Source organism: Niabella digestorum, assembly GCF_036409055.1.
GTDB lineage: Bacteria > Bacteroidota > Bacteroidia > Chitinophagales > Chitinophagaceae > Niabella > Niabella composti.
The window spans coordinates 58,097-76,771 of sequence record NZ_JAZGLY010000007.1 but is presented as its reverse complement, the minus strand read 5'-3'; the positions used below and the strand labels follow the sequence as shown (position 1 = coordinate 76,771).

The window sequence follows — 18,675 nt, the reverse complement described above, 5'->3', positions numbered from 1 at the left end:
TTTTACACGAATCAATACAAAATTGACATGAATATGCACAGGGGCAGTATTATTTTGCCTATAATAAATTGTATTGAATGTATAAAACGTTTACTTGCCTAGGGATATTTGTTAGTAGTTTAGTATTTGCACAAGCTTATCAACCTGCCCACACCCGACTTATTACCACCTGGGGACAAGCAGTAAATCCGCAAAATGTATGGCAACAGTACCCTCGACCTCAATTAGAGCGAAAAGAATGGAAAAATCTGAACGGCCTTTGGAATTATAGTATAAAAAACAAGGGAAGTGTTCAACCTACCAGTTACGATGGTAAGATCTTGGTTCCATTTGGTATTGAATCTGCCTTATCAGGAGTAGGAAAACCCTTACTACCCGATCAGGAGCTGTGGTATAATCGCAGTTTCACTATTCCCGACAACTGGAAGGGAAAGGATATTTTATTACATTTTGATGCTGTTGACTGGGAAGCTAGAGTATGGGTAAACGACAAGCTGGTCGGTTCGCATAAAGGAGGCTCGGATCCTTTTTCATTTAATATTACACCTTATCTTAAGCCTTCAGGGCAGCAAAAACTCGTTGTTGCCGTATGGGATCCTACCGATACCGATTTCCAAGCACGTGGTAAGCAGGTACTGGACCCTAAAGGGATATGGTATACGGCAGTTTCAGGTATCTGGCAGTCTGTATGGCTGGAACCTGTTTCCAAATCGCATATAAGTAATTTATATCCTGTTCCTGATATTGATAAAGGAACAGTAAAGTTTCATATCAAGGGAGAAAATCTGAACCCATCGCATCAATTGCATTTTGTCATTAAAAGTAACGGTAGGGTTATAAAAGATACTACTGTTGCTTATGCCAGTGCGCTAGAGTTGCCAATTTCGCAGGCCCAATTATGGACACCTGAAACGCCTCATTTGTACCAAACGAGTGTCACGGTGAAGCAGGCAAATAAAGTGTTGGATGCATTCAAAACCTATTTTGCCATGCGTAAGGTGAGTATGGTAAGGGATGCGAATGGATATTTACGTCTAGCTTTAAATAATAAACCAGTTTTCCATTTTGGAACTTTGGACCAAGGATGGTGGCCTGACGGTTTACTCACCCCACCTTCGGAAGAGGCGATGATGTTCGACATTATCAAGTTGAAGGAAATGGGCTTTAATACCATTCGCAAGCATATAAAGGTAGAGCCTTCGCGCTATTATTATCAGGCTGATTCAATTGGTGTATTGTTGTGGCAAGATATGCCATCTGGCTTTAAATGGCCCGATCACCCATCTCATGTAAAACATGAGGATAAAGAAGACTGGGCACGTCCAAAAGAGTCTGCAATTCAGTTTGAAAAAGAATGGAAGGCTATAATGGATCACTTGCGATTCTTCCCGTCTATTGTAATGTGGGTGCCGTTTAATGAAGGCTGGGGACAATACGATACTAAGCGGATAACTGAATGGACCAAACAGTATGATCCTACCCGAATTGTAAATTCTCCCAGCGGATGGACAGATCGTGGCGTAGGAGATGTGCTAGATGTACACCAGTATCCTGGACCCGGTATGGGAATAGTAGAGCAAAACAAGAATCGCGCTATGGTATTAGGAGAGTTTGGAGGCTTGGGACTTGTAATTAAAGGACATATCTGGGATCCCAATAAAAGAAACTGGGGATACAAAACCTATACTCAGGATTCTGTGCTTGTAAGAGAATACACAGAGCTGATGCATAATCTTGCTTTGATGGTAAAACGTGGTTTGGCCGCAGCCATTTATACCCAAACTACAGATGTAGAAGGCGAGGTGAATGGTCTGATGACATACGATAGAAAAGTGATTAAAATAGAGGAAAACTTATTAAGACGTTTGCATGCTCCTATGTATGACCAGCCCGATGACGGCGTAATCACTTTTATCAATCAGCGTAGTGAAACCGATCGTCCATTGTTATTCTATTCTTATAATGCAACTTCGACAGACTGGTTGACTACTTCTTCAACCAACTTTCAACAAAGCAAACAGCCTGTGGAACTGAAAAAGGACGGCAATGTATTTGCCTATCAAAATGTGGACTTGAAAAAAGTTCCTGAGGGACTGGGTTTGAAGTTGTATGCTTCGGGAAATGTAACAGTTTATATTAATGGTGTACTAGTATGGAGTGAGGATGAAGTGAGAATTAAGCGTCATTATGACGATATCAATCTTTCCCAATTTACGCATCTATTAAAACCAGGCCATAACCGAATTGCTGTAGTAGCCAATAAGGCAACACAGAAAGTTCCTTTTGATTTTTCACTATATCAATGGAATAGAAAATCATAGCACAATTATACTAGGGACAACTGAACACTACTTTTTCATAACTTTAACCTATTATGAAAAAAGTAGTGTTTTTTTTGTTGCTGTCGTTCACATGCCAAATAATATTGGCGCAAACTCACTATAAGACTGTCAAAAGCATTAAATATTATCCGGCTACATTTTACAGTAATGATCCGTATAAAGACACCATGTGTGTGCTAGATTTATATTATCCGGAGGGAAAGAAAGATTTTGCCACTATTGTATGGTTTCATGGTGGCGGTATTACAGGAGGACGGCGAGATCTACCCGAGCCTTTGAAAAATAAAGGATATGCGATTGCAACAGTAGAATATAGATTGTCGCCTCATGTTAAAGCTCCGGCATATATTGAGGATGCTGCAGCAGCTGTGGCTTGGGTGTTTCAGAATATTCATCGTTATGGTGGAAGCGATAAGCTGATTTTTCTTAGTGGACATTCTGCCGGGGGCTATCTGGCTTCGATGGTTACGATGAATAAAGCTTATTTAAGCAAATACAATATTGATGCCAATCGTATAGCAGCACTTATTCCTTTTAGCGGGCAAGCTATTACACATTTCACCATCAGGCAGGAGCGGGGAGTGGATGCTTTACAACCTTTAATTGATTCCATGGCTCCGTTATATTATGTAAGAAAAGATGCTCCACCGATAGCTCTAATCACAGGAGATAGAGAATTAGAGTTGTTGGGTCGATATGAAGAAAACGCCTACTGGCATCGTATGATGCAACTTGCCGGCCATACACGAACAAAATTGTATGAGCTCGACGGTTACGATCATGGCAATATGCCAGAAGGCGCTTACGCTTTGCTTCTAAAAATCATACGAGAACGTTCGAAAGAGATTTTTGAAGCAAAGCCTTAATGCTATGGCACCTGTTGTGGATCGGTTGTAGGACCATCAACAATAAGAAGTCCGTCTTCGGTGATGCGCATTTTATCAATAAACACTACGCGTTCATCGCCTGTCTTATTAGTGCGGCCATGATACACACACAACATTGTTTTGCCGTCAGGTGAGTAAGTTACACTGTTATGCCCTGTCCCAGTAACGATACCACCTGATGCGGTATTCTTTTGAAGTATTGGATTATTGGCTGCCTTAGTAAACGGTCCCAGAGGATGTTTAGATGTGGCGTAACCTACTGCGTAATTCTGTCCTCCAAAGAAATTAGCGGAGTACATCATATAATAAGTATCTCCATGTTTGAAGATAAAAGAGCCTTCTGTCCAACGACGGTTTACCTCATTGGAGGTAACTGAGCGGCTTTCCCATTCTGCTTGCTTGTCGTCCATTTTTACAGGTGGACGTAAGAGTAATACAGGTTCTCCAATTACGCCACTAAAATCGGGTTTCATCTCTATGCCGTATACCCAGCTTTCCTCAATTTCTTTAAACCATCCTTTTTTACGCGCCCAGTCGGCAATTTCACTTTCAACAGGATGTTTATAGCAGCATCTGGAGTAATATAGATATACTTTCCCATCATCGTTGAAAAGCACATTCGCGTCAATAATGGGATATCCGGGGTCAAAAATCGGCCGATTCTGCATATCAATAAATGGTCCGGTAGGTTTGTCTGCTACCGCTACACCGATTTTGAAGTTTTCTTTTTCATTGTTAGGATTCTCTTTCCACTGAGCGCTGTAAAACATGTAGAATTTGCCGTTACGTTCATATACTTCGGGAGCCCAATAATCGCCAACGCCCCAGCCGTTTTCGTTATTGCCATAATACACTTGACCTTCATATTTCCAGTCTATCAAATCTTCAGATGAATATGCGGCAAATCCTTTTTTAGCACCACCTCCTGTTCCATACATATAATATTTACCGTCCGATGCACGTAATACAAATGGATCGCCAAACTTTACGTTCAGCGGATTGGTATAAGTTTTGGTCGGTTGCGCATCGGGGTTCTGACAAGATAGATGCATCAGCATCATGCAAGAAATTAGTGATAATAATACTTTATGCATAATTAGATTCGTTTTCGAAGAATATTGCAATCGTTAACCTGGCAAACTTACATGGTTGCGCCCACATTTTTGCGCCAAGCAACTAGGTCTTTTTTTAGTTGTTCTACTATTTGTGGATATTGGGATGCCAGATCCGTTGTTTCGCTGCGGTCTTCCTCGAGATTGTATAACTCGTAGGTCTGATTATCGAAAAATTCTATCAGTTTCCATTTGCCGGAAATAATACTTCCTGCGGAACGGCCACCCAGAAAATGAGGTTCATTAAGAGGATAATGCCAATAAAAATTTCTTTTCGGTAAGGCAGCTTTCGGATCCTTCAATATAGGGGCAAATGACACACCATCTAATAATTGCGTATTGTTTTTTGCGCGAGTTAACTCCTTTAGCGTAGGATAAATGTCGAAATTGACTATTGGCTGTTCGCAAACAGCTCCTTTTTTAACTCCAGGCCCCCATATTATAAACGGAACTGTAACGCCGCCTTCGTACAACATACTTTTCCCGCCGCGCAAAGGTGCATTGGTGGTAATGGTTGTTTCGCCTCCGTTATCACTGGTGAAAATGACTATAGTATTCTTATCTAGCCCTATTTCTTTCAGTTTTTTCATAATCATACCCACCCCTTCATCTATAGAATAGAGTTGTGCTGCTAGATGGGGATTGTTTTGCTGGGCTTTGGAGCCTGATGGATATTTCTTGTAGGGATCATCGTCGGGATTTTTAGGTGTTGGCGCACTGGTGCCGGCTTCTTCTTTATTTTTAAAGTGTGCTACAATTTCGGGCTTGCCATGAACAGTTGTATGCACCGCGTAATGACTTAAGAAAAGAAAAAAGGGCTGATGCTTATTTCTTTCGATAAATTCTATGGCTTCCACATTCTGTCTGTCGGTAAGATACTCATGTTCTGTATTTAATTTTTTTTGAATATCTGTATTGAAGTGATAAGGATGAAAATAAGTGCCTTCGGCAATACCGCGGTTCTCACTTACAATTACTTCATCAAACCCATGTTCGTTAGGAGAAGATTCTGGAGCGCCGTGTAGTTTATAACCAGACAAATGCCATTTACCCACGATACCGGTTTTGTATCCTTCTGCTTTCAGCATTTCTGCTAAGGTAATGTGTGCATGCTGCAGATGCTTTTGAGAATTAGGCCGAAGATAATCCGTAATGCCTACTCTGGCAGGATATTGTCCTGTCATTAAGGCAGCTCTGTAGGGTGAACATACCGGTGCCGAGGCGTAAAATCGAGTAAATAACATCCCTTCGGCAGCCATTTGATTCAAAAAAGGTGTTTCGTTGAACTTATTGCCGTAACACTCTAGTTCGCTATAACCTAAATCATCTGCGAGAATGTAAATTATGTTAGGTTTGTTGCTTTTTTGGGCAATCGTAATGTTGAGGTTGAATACGACAAGCAAAATGCTTAGTATAAAACGTTGGATCATCATAGCCTAAAGATACTTCTAAACACACTATATATTATATAATAATTGTAGACAGTATTATTAAATATGTTTATCAATTATTGAAAAATGTAATAGGAGAGTTATCGAGAAGGGAAATGAAAATTTTTGAAAGTATGAGTGGGTATTATCATTTATATAGCTAGAATTTGGTAATAATAAGTACGGAGCAGTTGGGAGGGATTGAGCATGGGGAGATTTCGCATGTGATTGTATATAAATGTATGACGAACTTATCGTGTAGTACAAAATTTATAAAAAACAACACAATTATTATAGCTGCAGGTGGGAGTGTGTGCTAAATTCGATGCTCAATGATAGTATGATAGGCTTGCCTCGTATTATCTCTTTTGATTGCTTTGTTTGTTTAACTATTAACATTTATGCTAATGAATGCTTGTTACAAAACTATCTGTCTAGTTTATTGTCTTCTATTTAGTTTTGTCATAGACAGTGCATATGCTCAAAACTTTAGGGTTTCGGGTACTGTCAAGGACATTGCTAATGAGAGCCCCTTATCTGGTGCCAGTATTCAGATAAAGGGGAAAGCTGGTGCTACCACCACCAATAGCAAAGGGGAGTACACTATTACGGCTTCGCCCCGCGACGTTTTGATCGTGAGCCATATTGGCTATACATCCCAAGAAATTGCAATTTCCAATAGAAATCGCATTGACGTTTTATTAGTGCCTTCTGCTGCAGAACTGGAGGAAGTAGTGGCAGTAGGTTATGGTACTTTGAACAAAAGTGATGTGACCGGTTCTATTTCATCTGTACGTCTTAAGGACGTAGATGAAAATAAGGTAAATAACTTTGTTGAGGCATTGCAAGGTAGGGTATCTGGTGTAAATATCGTGTTGAACACCGGGGAGCCCGGAGCAGCCATCTCATTTAACATCAGAGGTATGACCTCTGTGACCGGTAGCAATCAACCCTTAATTGTTATTGATGGTCAACCCATTGAATCTTCCTTTAGTGCGGCATATGCCGGTACCGGACTGGACGGTACTGCTGATGCTCCGCCTGCTGACCCTCTGGCCGCATTGAATCCTAACGATATCGAATCCATAGAAATTTTAAAAGATGCATCTTCCACTGCTATTTATGGTTCACGGGGTGCAAATGGTGTAGTATTGATTACCACTAAATCCGGTAGAGGGGTAAAAGATCGGGTTACTGTTACTTCTCGTTTCGACCTGAGTATGCTGCCCAAAAAAATCCCCATGCTGAACAGCTACGAGTATATGCTTTTCAGAAATGAGGCAGCTGTGAATGATGGCGGTAATCCGGTTTATAACCAAGCTCAGTTAGATTCGGTTGCCAAAATGCCGAATACCGATTGGCAAGAGATGGTTTATCGTAAAGCCTTATCTCAGGACTATCATGTTTCTGTTACAGGTAATGAAAGAAACAAATGGAATTATCTGCTGTCTGCAAACTATGCTGATATGAAGAGTATCATCAAGAATGCAGGACTTCAGCGTGGGAGCATTCGTTTGAACTACGATCGTCATGTGACTGATAGGCTGAAAATTGGATTAAGGACCTTTGCTTCCTACGCTTATAGAAAATTCGGATCTCAGTCAAACTGGACGGGTATTCTTAGTGGTTCTACAGTAATGGGTGCTATAGCATTTAACCCATTGCAAGTACCATACACCATTAATGAAGAAGATGGTACAGCCGACGTAGACGTATCTATCCAAAACAATCCTTTAAGCCTTATTACTTATGCAAAGGATCATTCCAATATAAGAACCTTCATATCAAACTTTACTGCTGAGTATAAGATTACGCCTTTCCTTACTTACCAGTTTAGAGCTGGTGTGAATGAAGTAACTACCCGTCGTCACATATATTATCCTACCGGCACATGGTTAGGAGATACAGCACCGGATGGGTATGCTTCAGAGGGTGATAATAGCAACTATAATTATGTGTTAGATCATCTTCTTACTTATAGACAGGTAATTAAGCGTAAGCACTCCATTAATGCTGTGGGAGGTTTTTCTTGGCAGCAATGGTATAATAGATCCTCAAGTGTGATTAATATGGATTTCCCGTCCAACACACTTCATTACTGGAACATGGGGGCGGCCGGTTATCCTGGTAGATTTTCTAATACTTACCGTACCAGGGCCTTGGCTTCGTTTATCGGTCGTGTAAACTATACATATGATAGAAGATATTCTATCATGGCTACAGGACGTTATGATGGTTCCAGTAGATTAGCTCCCGGACATAAATGGATTTTATATCCATCTCTGGGTGTGGCCTGGAATGCTACCAATGAGAAGTTCTTTAAAACACATATTAAAGGGCATTCCCCTGTTTCATCCTTCAAATTACGGGGAAGTGTTGGTGTTTCGGGTAACGACAATATTGCTATTGGTGGTTCACAGGCATCATACGGTCTGAACTTCTATCCGATAGGAACTAACATTGAAACCGGCTACGTATTTTCTCGATTTAACAACCCTGATCTAAGCTGGGAGAAAACAGTTCAGTATAATGCGGGATTTGATTTAGGGCTGCTTAAAGACCGTCTGAATATTACAGTAGACGCATATAGCAAAATAACTACAGGTCTGTTGATTGATCTTGGCGTACCTATTTCTTCCGGTATCTCTAGCTATTACACCAATGTAGGTAAAGTGTCTAACAAGGGCTTGGATGTGGAAGTAAGTTATAACGTTTTCTCTAAGGCTAAAAAATCTCTCAATATAAGCGGTAACATTTCGCCTATAAAGAGTAAGATTATCCATATGGGAGAATCAAATATTATCTACGGAAGAACATTCTTTGCTGCAGGTAGTCTCGTATTAGGTCAACCAGTAACGGCTGCTATTCCGGGATATGCACTTTCTTCCTTCTATGGATATAAAACTAATGGTATTTATCAGAACCAGGCTGAAATTGATAATGACCCAGCACTGGCTAACGATAACGCTAAATCAAGCATAAAGCCTGGTATGGTGAAATATGTTGACATTAATGGTGATGGCCAGATTACAGATGCTGATAAAACAGTGATAGGTGATGCCATGCCCGACTTTACTTACGGTTTGACTAGTGATTTAAGCATCGGAAAATTTTCTGCAGCTGTTGTTTTCTTCGGAAGCCATGGTGCTCAGTTACTCAATTTGAATAGATGGATGGTGGGTTCCGGTCATGGTAATACTACCCATAATATGATGCGTGATGCATATGAAGGTCGTTGGTATGGAGAGGGTACCAGCAATAAATATCCTGCTCTTACTGCAAATTCGGTTCGTTTGCAACAACGCTTCCCAGATTGGATGGTAGAAGATGCATCTTTCCTGAGATTACAAACTGTAAGTTTGGGTTACACCTTCTCTTTACCTCAAAGATTGAAACTGGGAGATTTGAAAGTGTCTGTTACAGGAACCAACCTGTTTACAATCACTAAATACACCGGTTACGATCCTAATATCAACTCGTTTGGATTTAGCTCGATTAATAACGGTATAGATTTAGGAACATTAGGACAACCTCGTTCTTTCTCCGCATCGTTGAAATTGATTTTCTAACGATTGATAAGCGAAAAAGGTAAATACAAAAAACTGATTTAATCCATCTGATCTCTATAAAAAATTATACAGATGAAAAAAAGATTCTTAAAATACTTATCTCCGATACTGATAACGTTGTTTATACAGTCTTGTAGTTTGGATGAAACTATATATGATAGACCCACTCCAGGTACTATCACCACAGAGGGTGACATTACCGCATTAATTGTAGGTATGTATGCTCGATTTAACGATCCTGGAATGTTTAAATTTCAAGGGCATATTATGCTTACAGCATGCGCTGATGACTTTTTCTCAAACTCTGGATCAGAGTATGGACCATATGCGCAAAGGCTGTTCACACCCGCCAACACGGCTTCCATGTGGAATGGTTTGTATCTAACTATTGTTAATGCCAATGAGCTGATAGATGTATTAGATAACATGCCTAAGTTGAGCGAAAGCTTTAGAAATAGAGCTTATGGAGAAGCTTACTTTATCCGGGCATTCTGTTATTATTATTTGGTGCGCTTGTACGGTGGAGTACCATTGAGAATTACTCCTACAAGAGTAGATAGTGATTTTTATCTGCCAAGAGCCTCCCTCGCGCAAACTTATGAGCAGATATTTAGTGATTTCAAAAAAGCCTCGGAATTGCTTCCGGTAAAAAGTGCTATTCCTATTGCAGAATTAGGACGCGCCAGCAAGGGGGCTGCACAAGCGATGTTGGCACAGGCTTACCTTACATACGGTGATCAGTTATTGCAAAAAGGACAAGATGCTACCGAATATTTTACAAATGCAGTGGTTTATGCGGATTCTGTAATTAATAGCAACGAATATGTATTGTTGGATAATTATGCCGACCTCTTTGATATAGGAAAAGAAACCCTGGCTTACAATGAGGTAATCTTTGGTATTCGTTTCCAGACAGACCCCACCAACCGTGCACAGCCGGCTGCAGGATCTGAATATGCGCTCCGCTTTAATGCACCTAATACGCATTTTGTTTCTGCAAACGGCAATAACCAGAACGGGGATGGTACTTATAGAATTATGCACTGGTTTGCCGATTATTATCGCTCCGGAGATTATGTAGATGCAGATAGTGTAGAATTTGATTATCGATACGAAAGTGGTCTATGGGTACAGGCAACGGGTCCTCAAAGTAGAACCTATTACATTTATCCCGCAGTAGTACCGGCTGGTGCTGGAAACTATACAATTGCTACTCCTTTATGTCGCAAGTATATAGATCCAACCGGTAAGGATCAACGTAACCATGGTAATGACTTTTTCATCATCAGATTAGCAGAAGTGTATTATATTAAAGCTGAAGCTTTAAATGAATTGTACGGTCCTACAAGTGAAGCATTAGCTGCATTTAACAGAGTAAGGCAGCGTGCGAGAACAGCTAACGGAACTCCTAGAAGCGTGCCAGCAGATTTGACCCCTGCAACAGCAGGAACTAAGGAAAACTTCAGGATGAAGATTTTTGATGATCGTGGTTTGGAACTGGTAGGAGAGGGCCAACGCTGGTTCGACTTAGTGCGTATGCCGAGTCCTTTGGGCAATAACGTAACAATGTATGAATATCAATTTCTGCACAGATTAAATAATAAGTTGTCAGGATATCCGACATATTCTACATTTACCAGCAATTATCCATCTTATAATAACACCACTAAAACATGGACTCCAAGACACGGTGTACACGTGTATGCTTTAAATGTGAGTGTTCCTAAATTCTTGTTATTCCCGATTCCTACAAGTGAGTTGATATTGAATAAAAATTTTGGAAGTCAAAATACGGGATGGGGTAATTAATAGAATTTGTTTAAAGAACCAAAAAACTGAATTTTATGACAGCAAAATATTATTTGAAATCTGCAATACTCATATTTATAGCGGCGTTTTCCGCATGTACAGCCGATATAAAAGAGGCTGCTGATATAGATGTCCCCGCACCGGGCAAAAAATCAGATACAGGTCCTACACCTACCAATTCCGCTCAAATATATTTCCAGCAGGATTTTAACTCGTCTACAGATTATCGGGACTATATAGGAACTGGTACTAATCAATTTGACGGACTTAGTTTTAATGGAAACGCTACGCTCAATACACTGAATAATACCCTGCAAATTGTAAAAGTGGGTGGCTCAGGTACAAACAGAGCTTCAGCCTCAAAAACAACCACACCATTTAACCCCACTGGAGTGGGCGGTTTCCTTAGATTTGAAATGGATATCGAGATATCCGATAATACACCGGGGACAAACGTTTCGAACGGATTCCTTTTCTCAGTAGGAATGGGTATGAGTGGTACAGCTCCGGCAGATCCAGGTAATACAACTGTACACTCGGCTATATACATCAGTCCGGTAGCTACAACCGGTGCATTTGTCATCAGAGGGCGTGCCCCTTCAGGGAATATTAGCAGTGATCCACTTGAGGGTAAGCATAAAATTATATGGTTTATTAATAATAGCGGAAGACCTGCAGGTTATTTAGCACCAGATGGAGAAACCATAGGCTCCGTTCTGGATGATGCTGCCGATGTGTGGGTTGTTGACCAGGAAGGTAATGCTAAGCTTATGCTGGATGACGTACCAGCTTTAACACCAGAATTGGCCGGACTCCGCCAGTTTAAAATTTCCAACAATGCTAATTTTGTGGGTACAATTGATATTGACAATATACTTATAGCCGAAGAGCCTGTTATCCCTCTGAGGAAGATTACTGCCATAACCCCTGTACCAGAAGTATCTGCTCCTATTAAAACCATTTTCAGATTATTGCCTCTACCTAAGACTGTAGAGGTTACACTTGAGGATGGAGAAAAACAAATGGCAGAAGTTCGTTGGTCAGAGATAACCAAGTATAATCAATATCGTTTGGGTGAGTATGAAGTAAGAGGAGATCTTATCGCCGGTAGTGGTACTGTTAATTCGGAGTTTCTTTTTACTACTACAAAAGTGAAGCTTCGCGAAAATATCAATATCATAAATACATTCTCGCCTAATGGTGATGGTATTAATGATACCTGGCTTATTCCTGATTTGCAGTGCTATACTCGTAGTTCTGTAGAAGTGCTGGATAGAGATGGTCGCAGATTGTTCTATTCTACCGATCCTACAGTAGGATGGGATGGCAAGAATAAAGACGGTAAAGTAATTCCGGGTTCTTATTTCTACATCATTAAAGTTCCTGATCTGTTATTGGAAGAGAGAGGTACAGTAACTGTTATCAAGTAGCTTATTTTTTACAATAAGCTACTTTCCTCAATCCTTTAAAATTTAAAAGATAAACGAATGAAAAAATATTCTTTGCTTATTCTTATAATAACTACTGCTTTTGTAGGCAAAGCTCAAAATAGAATAACTATTGCAAATTTTCCGCAGTTCAAGCAATATTTGAATCCCGCTTTAACCGGAAATGATGGAAGTTCGGTGCAGGCTTTTTATAGAAATCAGATCACTACATTTGATAAAGCTCCTCAGACTTTCTTTTTATCAGGAGATGTGCGCTTAGTAGATTTGGGGGCTTCTGCAGATAGCAAAGTTCAACACAGCATCGGATTGGCTGCGCTTAAAGACGATTACGGGAATACCCAAAATATAGGTGTGAACCTTTCCTATAGTGCATCAGCTGCTATCACGTCTACATTAAATCTTAAAGCGGGTTTGGGAATTAGCTATGATAATCTGAAAACGGATATATCAGATTTATTACCGGGTGATCCTAACGACCCTGCATTTGATGCTTTAAAAAGGAATAATAAACTTACCAAATATGGGTTAAACTTAGGTGTGGGATTGTCTTCGGAGAATTTCTACGTGGGGTATTCTGCCAGTGATTTAGTAAAATCTGAAAGTGGTAATACGTCTTATTACGAAGATTACTATGCACTGCGTCATTCTATTCATGGCGGATATCGTTATGCTTTTTCCGATAAATTCGGTCTTGTGGCTAACGCCAACTATCTCTATGATAATGTTCGCAAGGGTATTGCTGAAGGCCATCTGAAAACTGTTTTTCTAAATACTTTTTGGATAGGAGGTGGCTACAGACAAGATATTGGAACTTTATTGAATGCAGGTGTGCGTATCAAAAAGCTGGCGCTGGGTTATACACGTGAGTTGCATTCAGAAAAAATCAATAACAAGCGTATGGGTGCTAACGAGGTGTATATTAGTTATCGCTTTACTGATGCGTTTGCGAAAGGTCAAAAGGCTTTATCGATATGGTAATTCACCATTTCATTACTCGATAGTCTGGGATTGAGAATCGCGTAATTGATAAATAATTAATAAGTGTATGTAATAGGGATGTTCTGCCTTTCTGCATTATGAGAAAAACTTAAAAGCAAGAAAGGTTAGATACATCCCTATTTAGTTGTGATGTGTACTCGTCTTTGAGTAGATAAAAATAAAATTTTCCATCCAGTTAAACCTTAAGGATACTAAATACTCTAACAAGATATGTATAACAAACTTCTTATACTGCTGATTTTTTTAACCTCGTTTTCTGTAACGCTGGCGCAGCAAAAACCCAATATTATTCTGATTTTGGTGGATGATATGGGCTTCTCGGATATTGGGTGTTATGGAGGGGAAATACAAACCCCCAATGTTGATCAGTTAGCTAAAGAAGGATTGCGGTATAAGCAGTTTTACAACGGAGCCCGTTGTTGTCCTACAAGGGCGTCTCTAATGACAGGATTGTATCCGCATCAGGCTGGCATGGGATGGATGGCAGCTGCGGATTTAAAAACAACTCCGGCATATCAGGGCAATCTCAATAACGAATGCGTTACTATTGCAGAAGTGTTGAGGCCAGCTGGCTATAATACTTATATGTCAGGCAAGTGGCACCTTACTAATGAAAGAAAGATTGATGGTTATATTATTGATAATTGGCCTATCCAACGTGGATTTGAAAGATATTTTGGAATAGTACCCGGAGGTGCTAATTATTACACTCCTGTTATCTATAGCAACAATACCCGCTACAATGCTCCTGATAATTTTTACCTTACCGATGCTATCAGTGATACCAGTGTAAAATATATTGAGGAACATTTCGCTGCTCAGCCGGATAAGCCGTTTTTTATGTATGTAGCCTATACTGCTCCACATTGGCCTTTGCATGCTCCTGCATCTATTATTGAGAAGTATAAGAACATTTACATGAAAGGCTGGGATGTTATTAGAGAAGAACGATTTGCACGACAAAAGCAAATGGGATTATTTGATGCTAATGCTAAGTTAAGCCCTCGAGATGAACGCATCCCCGCTTGGAATACCCTTAGTGAGGAAGAGAAAAAAGAGATGAGTATGCGTATGGCCATCTATGCAGCACAAGTAGATATCATGGACCAGGGAGTAGGGCGTATTGTCAAAACTTTAAAAGAGCATAATCAACTCGATAATACACTGATTCTATTTCTAAGTGATAATGGTGCATGTGCTGAGTATATTAGCAGTGGTAAGAGTAAAGCTGTTGATGGCACAGCGGAAACATTTGAGAGTTATCGTATCAACTGGGCAAATGTGAGCAGTACTCCCTATAAAGAGTATAAACATTTTACACACGAAGGCGGTATTGCTACCCCATTAATTGTTCACTGGCCTAAAGGTATTAAAGCTGAATTGAAAAATAGCTATGTTAAAGAGTACGGCCATATTACAGATATTATGGCTACCTGTATTGATGTAGCTAAGGCCACATATCCCACAACCTATAAAGGCAATAGAATTGTCCCCTTGCAAGGTAAAAGCTTGGTGCCGCATTTTTCGGGAAGTTCTAATCATCGAGGTAGAATATATTGGGAACATGAAGCCAATATTGCGGTTAGAGATGGAAAATGGAAACTTGTAGCCAAAACCGAAGAGGGTAATACATTTAATGAGACTGCTCTACAACTGTATGATATGGAAAGGGATCCTATCGAAATGAACGATTTAAGTTCCCGTTATCCTGATCGTGTAAAGGAAATGTATACTGATTGGAGACGATGGGCAGAAAGTATAGGCGCATTTCCGCTTGATACGAGAGAGTATAATGTCAGAATGCGTGCATATAGGCGTTTCATTAACGGGAATTTCGATGATAACTTAGGAGGATGGACGGTAAGGGTGGCTAATGAAGCGAAGGCGACAATCAATATCGATGAAAGTGGTAAAATATCAGGAAAATCCGCTTTAATAAATGTAGATAAGCCCGGTCCTCGTCCTGCAGCTATCATGTTGGCCTGGCCATTCCCTGTTAAAAAAGGAGAACGCTTTGCGATAAAATTTAAAACTGTAGCAGAGAAGGATGCCTCATTTTTGGTGCGCTTAGAAAATGTTGCGGATGGTAGGGATAGAATTATCGATGCCGAAATTAATACAGAGAAGAAAATAAATACTCATTCTTTTAAGTCTGCTGCTGCTGATAAGGAAGGTAATTATCGTCTTGCCTTTTATTTCGGAAACACTCAATCAGGTTCTAAGATTTGGATAGATGATATAGAACTCATTCCCATTACTAAATAGAAAGCTATGCGTTATAGATTATTATTGTTTTTATTATTTACATCTCTTGTGAGTGTTGCACAAAAGGACAGGCATGTGTTGCTGGTAAGTATTGACGGGTTTCGTCCGGATTTCTATTTGCAAGAAAAGTGGAATGCTCCCACATTAAAGAAGTTGAAAGCAAGTGGGGTGCACGCCAAAGGAGCCGTGACCGTTTTCCCTTCTGTCACTTATCCTTCGCATACTTCCATTATTACAGGTGTACATCCAGCTCAGCATGGTATTTATTATAATGCCCCTTATCAGGGTAAAAAAGGAGCTTGGTATTGGAATGAATCTTATATAAAAGTTGAAACTCTATGGGATGCGGTTAAGGCTGCAGGCTTAACATCCGGGGCGGTAATGTGGCCGGTAACTGTGGGTGCTCCTATTAATTATAACTTCCCCGTGCGCAGAGCTGATAATGATGAGAAAACGGATCAGTTAACAATTACCCGTCCTCTTGTTACACCTAAAAACCTGCTTGACAATATACAGGCTTCAACAGGTTTATTATCAGCCAAAAGCTTTTCGCAGGATAGTATTGATTTTACAATAGGTAAGATGAGCGCTTATATTGTAAAACAATATAAACCCAATTTGATGGCAGTGCATTTTGTGGGTCTGGATCATGCACAGCATCAAAATGGTAGAAATAATCCGAAGGTTCAACAGGCACTAAGCATCATCGACAGTATGTTGAATATGGTGCTATTGGCTTATGAACAAGCCGGTATTAAGGAGAAAACAGATATTATTATTACAGGTGATCATGGATTTGTTTCGGCACGTAATACTATTGCTCCTAATACACTTTTGTATAAAGCCGGCATTATCACAAACAAAGACTGGAAAGCACGTTTTCATAGTACCGGCGGTTCTGCATTTTTATATCTGAAAGACCCTAATGATCAGGAAACGGTACAAAAGGTTAAAGAACTTCTCAATAGTGTACCTGCTTCTGAAAAGGCATACTTCCGTATTATCGATCGTAAAGAATTGGATAGTATGGGAGTGAATCCTGAAGTAGCCCTGGCTGTAAGTGCCAATAACACTTCTGCTTTTAATGGTAACACTGAAGGTGATTTTATAAAAGTAAAAAAGAATGTAACTGGCTCACATGGTCACGATCCACGCATGAAGGAACTGCGTACTGGATTTATCGGTTTTGGCCCATCATTCAAAAATCGTACTTCAATTGAAGAGATACATCTTGTAAATATATCTTCTGTTATCAGTGATATCCTCGGGTTGAATTTTAAGAAAATAGATCCAAGTCTTAAAAATGGTCTTTTCAAAAAATAAGCGATTTGTCGGAGGATATGTTTTGTATTGAAGTTTAAATTTTCTAATTACATAAAACCTGATATAGATGAAATTTTTGCGATTCTGTTTATTGACGTTAGGATTATTAAGCGTTCTTTTTACGACAGCTCAGAAAAAACCCAATATAATATTTATTCTAGCTGATGATTTGGGATATGGCGAGCTTGGATGCTACGGAAATACTTTTAATGAAACACCTAACCTAGACAGGATGGCTAAAGAAGGTATGCGTTTTACTCAAGCTTATTCTGCAGCCCCAATTTGTTCTCCGGCAAGAGCGGGTTTCATTACAGGTCAATATCCCGCACGGGTGCGTATTACAGATTTTTTGGGTAATGAAGCGCCTCGCTATCTAGACCCTGCAAAATACTATACACTTAATGAAGCCCTATCAGATGCCGGATATCGTACAGGAATTATAGGAAAATGGCATTTAGATACAAAATTCAGTAATCCTATCGGCAATGCGAAGCAACATGGTTTTGACGAAGTTATTGGTTCTGAAACCAAGTACATTGCTGATGGCGATTATTTCTATCCTTATGATAAAATCAGTACTTATACCACGGGAGCCGAAGGAGAGTATTTAACAGACCGGCAGTTTAGTGATGCTGTGAATTTCATCGAACGAAATAAATCAGTGCCTTTCTTTTTATATGTTTCTTTATATGCGGTACATACCGTACTCGATGCACCAGATCATTTAGTAAAAAAGTATAGGAAGAAATTTGATGCCAAATATGGTGCGGGAGCTGCGGCTAAAATTTATGATGATCCTGAGAACACACGTCATGAGGGACAGCATAAGGACAATCCTTATCTGGCTGCAATGATAGAAAGTATTGATACTGGGGTTGGTAAAGTTTTAGCAGCATTAAAAAGATTGGGACTGGATGAGAATACATTGGTTGTTTTCTTTTCCGACAATGGTGGCGTACCGAGCTTTGCAAACAACGCCGGTTTACGTTTGGGTAAATCATGGCTTTATGAAGGGGGTATTAGAGAAAGCCTTATTACCAGATGGCCTTCTGTAATTAAGAAAAACAGTGTTTCCGACGCTGTTGTTTGTGGTATTGATTTCTATCCTACTTTTCTGGAAATGGCTGGTCAGAAGAATAAAGAAGGAAATATTCTCGATGGAAGAAGTATATTAGACGTATTCAAAGGCAAAAAATGGGAAAGAGATACACCTCTCTTCTGGCATTATGTTTCAGAAACCGGAAATTGGGTGCCCCGCATGTGTACTGCCGTGAGAAAGGGGAATTATAAATTGCTGTATTTTTATGCAAGCAAGCGTGTGGAGCTTTATAACATAGCCAAGGATCCATCAGAAGAAAATAATATTGCAGATTCTCATCCGCAAATAGTACAAGAACTTTTGTCTACTATGGAAAAGTGGAAACAAGAGGTTAATGCAGAAGAGCCGAATATACACGCTGTGCGTAAAAATAACCGCAAAAAAACCTAGCA

General features: G+C 39.9%; 11 protein-coding genes. 9 read left to right on the top strand and 2 right to left on the bottom strand.

Annotated elements, in window-relative coordinates; all coding sequences use genetic code 11:
- The first annotated feature begins 77 nt into the window (after nt 1-77).
- Nucleotides 78-2,321 (top strand): glycoside hydrolase family 2 protein, encoded by a 2,244-nt coding sequence (locus tag V2H41_RS11650; protein ID WP_330975332.1) that lies wholly within the window; start codon nt 78-80, stop codon nt 2,319-2,321.
- Nucleotides 2,322-2,509: 188 nt separating this feature from the next.
- A complete protein-coding gene (locus tag V2H41_RS11645) occupies nt 2,510-3,208 on the top strand; it encodes an alpha/beta hydrolase (RefSeq protein ID WP_330975405.1) in 699 nt (232 codons plus the stop codon).
- Nucleotides 3,209-3,210: 2 nt separating this feature from the next.
- On the opposite strand, the gene V2H41_RS11640 is transcribed toward V2H41_RS11645, so the two are convergent.
- Together V2H41_RS11640 and V2H41_RS11635 are read right to left on the bottom strand one after the other, a co-directional pair.
- Entirely contained in the window at nt 3,211-4,323 is a 1,113-nt protein-coding gene (locus V2H41_RS11640; protein WP_330975331.1) for a glycoside hydrolase family 43 protein, read from the bottom strand.
- Between the two features lie 47 nt (nt 4,324-4,370).
- A complete protein-coding gene (locus V2H41_RS11635; RefSeq protein ID WP_330975330.1) occupies nt 4,371-5,744 on the bottom strand; it encodes a sulfatase in 1,374 nt (457 codons plus the stop codon).
- Between the two features lie 434 nt (nt 5,745-6,178).
- On the opposite strand from V2H41_RS11635, the gene V2H41_RS11630 reads away from it, so the two are divergent.
- The 7 genes from V2H41_RS11630 to V2H41_RS11600 all read left to right on the top strand — a co-directional run bounded on the left by V2H41_RS11630 (nt 6,179) and on the right by V2H41_RS11600 (nt 18,673).
- Nucleotides 6,179-9,340: a SusC/RagA family TonB-linked outer membrane protein gene (locus V2H41_RS11630; RefSeq protein ID WP_330975329.1), complete on the top strand. Its 3,162-nt coding sequence runs from the start codon at nt 6,179-6,181 to the stop codon at nt 9,338-9,340.
- Between the two features lie 72 nt (nt 9,341-9,412).
- The gene (locus V2H41_RS11625) at nt 9,413-11,149 is read left to right on the top strand and encodes a RagB/SusD family nutrient uptake outer membrane protein (protein WP_330975328.1); all 1,737 of its coding nucleotides are present in this window, start codon (nt 9,413-9,415) and stop codon (nt 11,147-11,149) included.
- Nucleotides 11,150-11,184: 35 nt separating this feature from the next.
- A complete protein-coding gene (locus V2H41_RS11620) occupies nt 11,185-12,579 on the top strand; it encodes a T9SS type B sorting domain-containing protein (protein ID WP_330975327.1) in 1,395 nt (464 codons plus the stop codon).
- A 57-nt stretch (nt 12,580-12,636) separates the two neighbouring features.
- Nucleotides 12,637-13,575 (top strand): PorP/SprF family type IX secretion system membrane protein, encoded by a 939-nt coding sequence (locus tag V2H41_RS11615; RefSeq protein ID WP_330975326.1) that lies wholly within the window; start codon nt 12,637-12,639, stop codon nt 13,573-13,575.
- Nucleotides 13,576-13,806: 231 nt separating this feature from the next.
- Complete coding sequence (locus tag V2H41_RS11610; RefSeq protein ID WP_330975325.1) at nt 13,807-15,861, top strand: arylsulfatase; 2,055 nt, start codon at nt 13,807-13,809, stop codon at nt 15,859-15,861.
- Nucleotides 15,862-15,867: 6 nt separating this feature from the next.
- Complete coding sequence (locus V2H41_RS11605) at nt 15,868-17,184, top strand: alkaline phosphatase family protein (RefSeq protein WP_330975324.1); 1,317 nt, start codon at nt 15,868-15,870, stop codon at nt 17,182-17,184.
- 67 nt (nt 17,185-17,251) lie between these two features.
- Complete coding sequence (locus tag V2H41_RS11600) at nt 17,252-18,673, top strand: sulfatase (protein WP_330975323.1); 1,422 nt, start codon at nt 17,252-17,254, stop codon at nt 18,671-18,673.
- Nucleotides 18,674-18,675 lie beyond the last annotated feature (2 nt).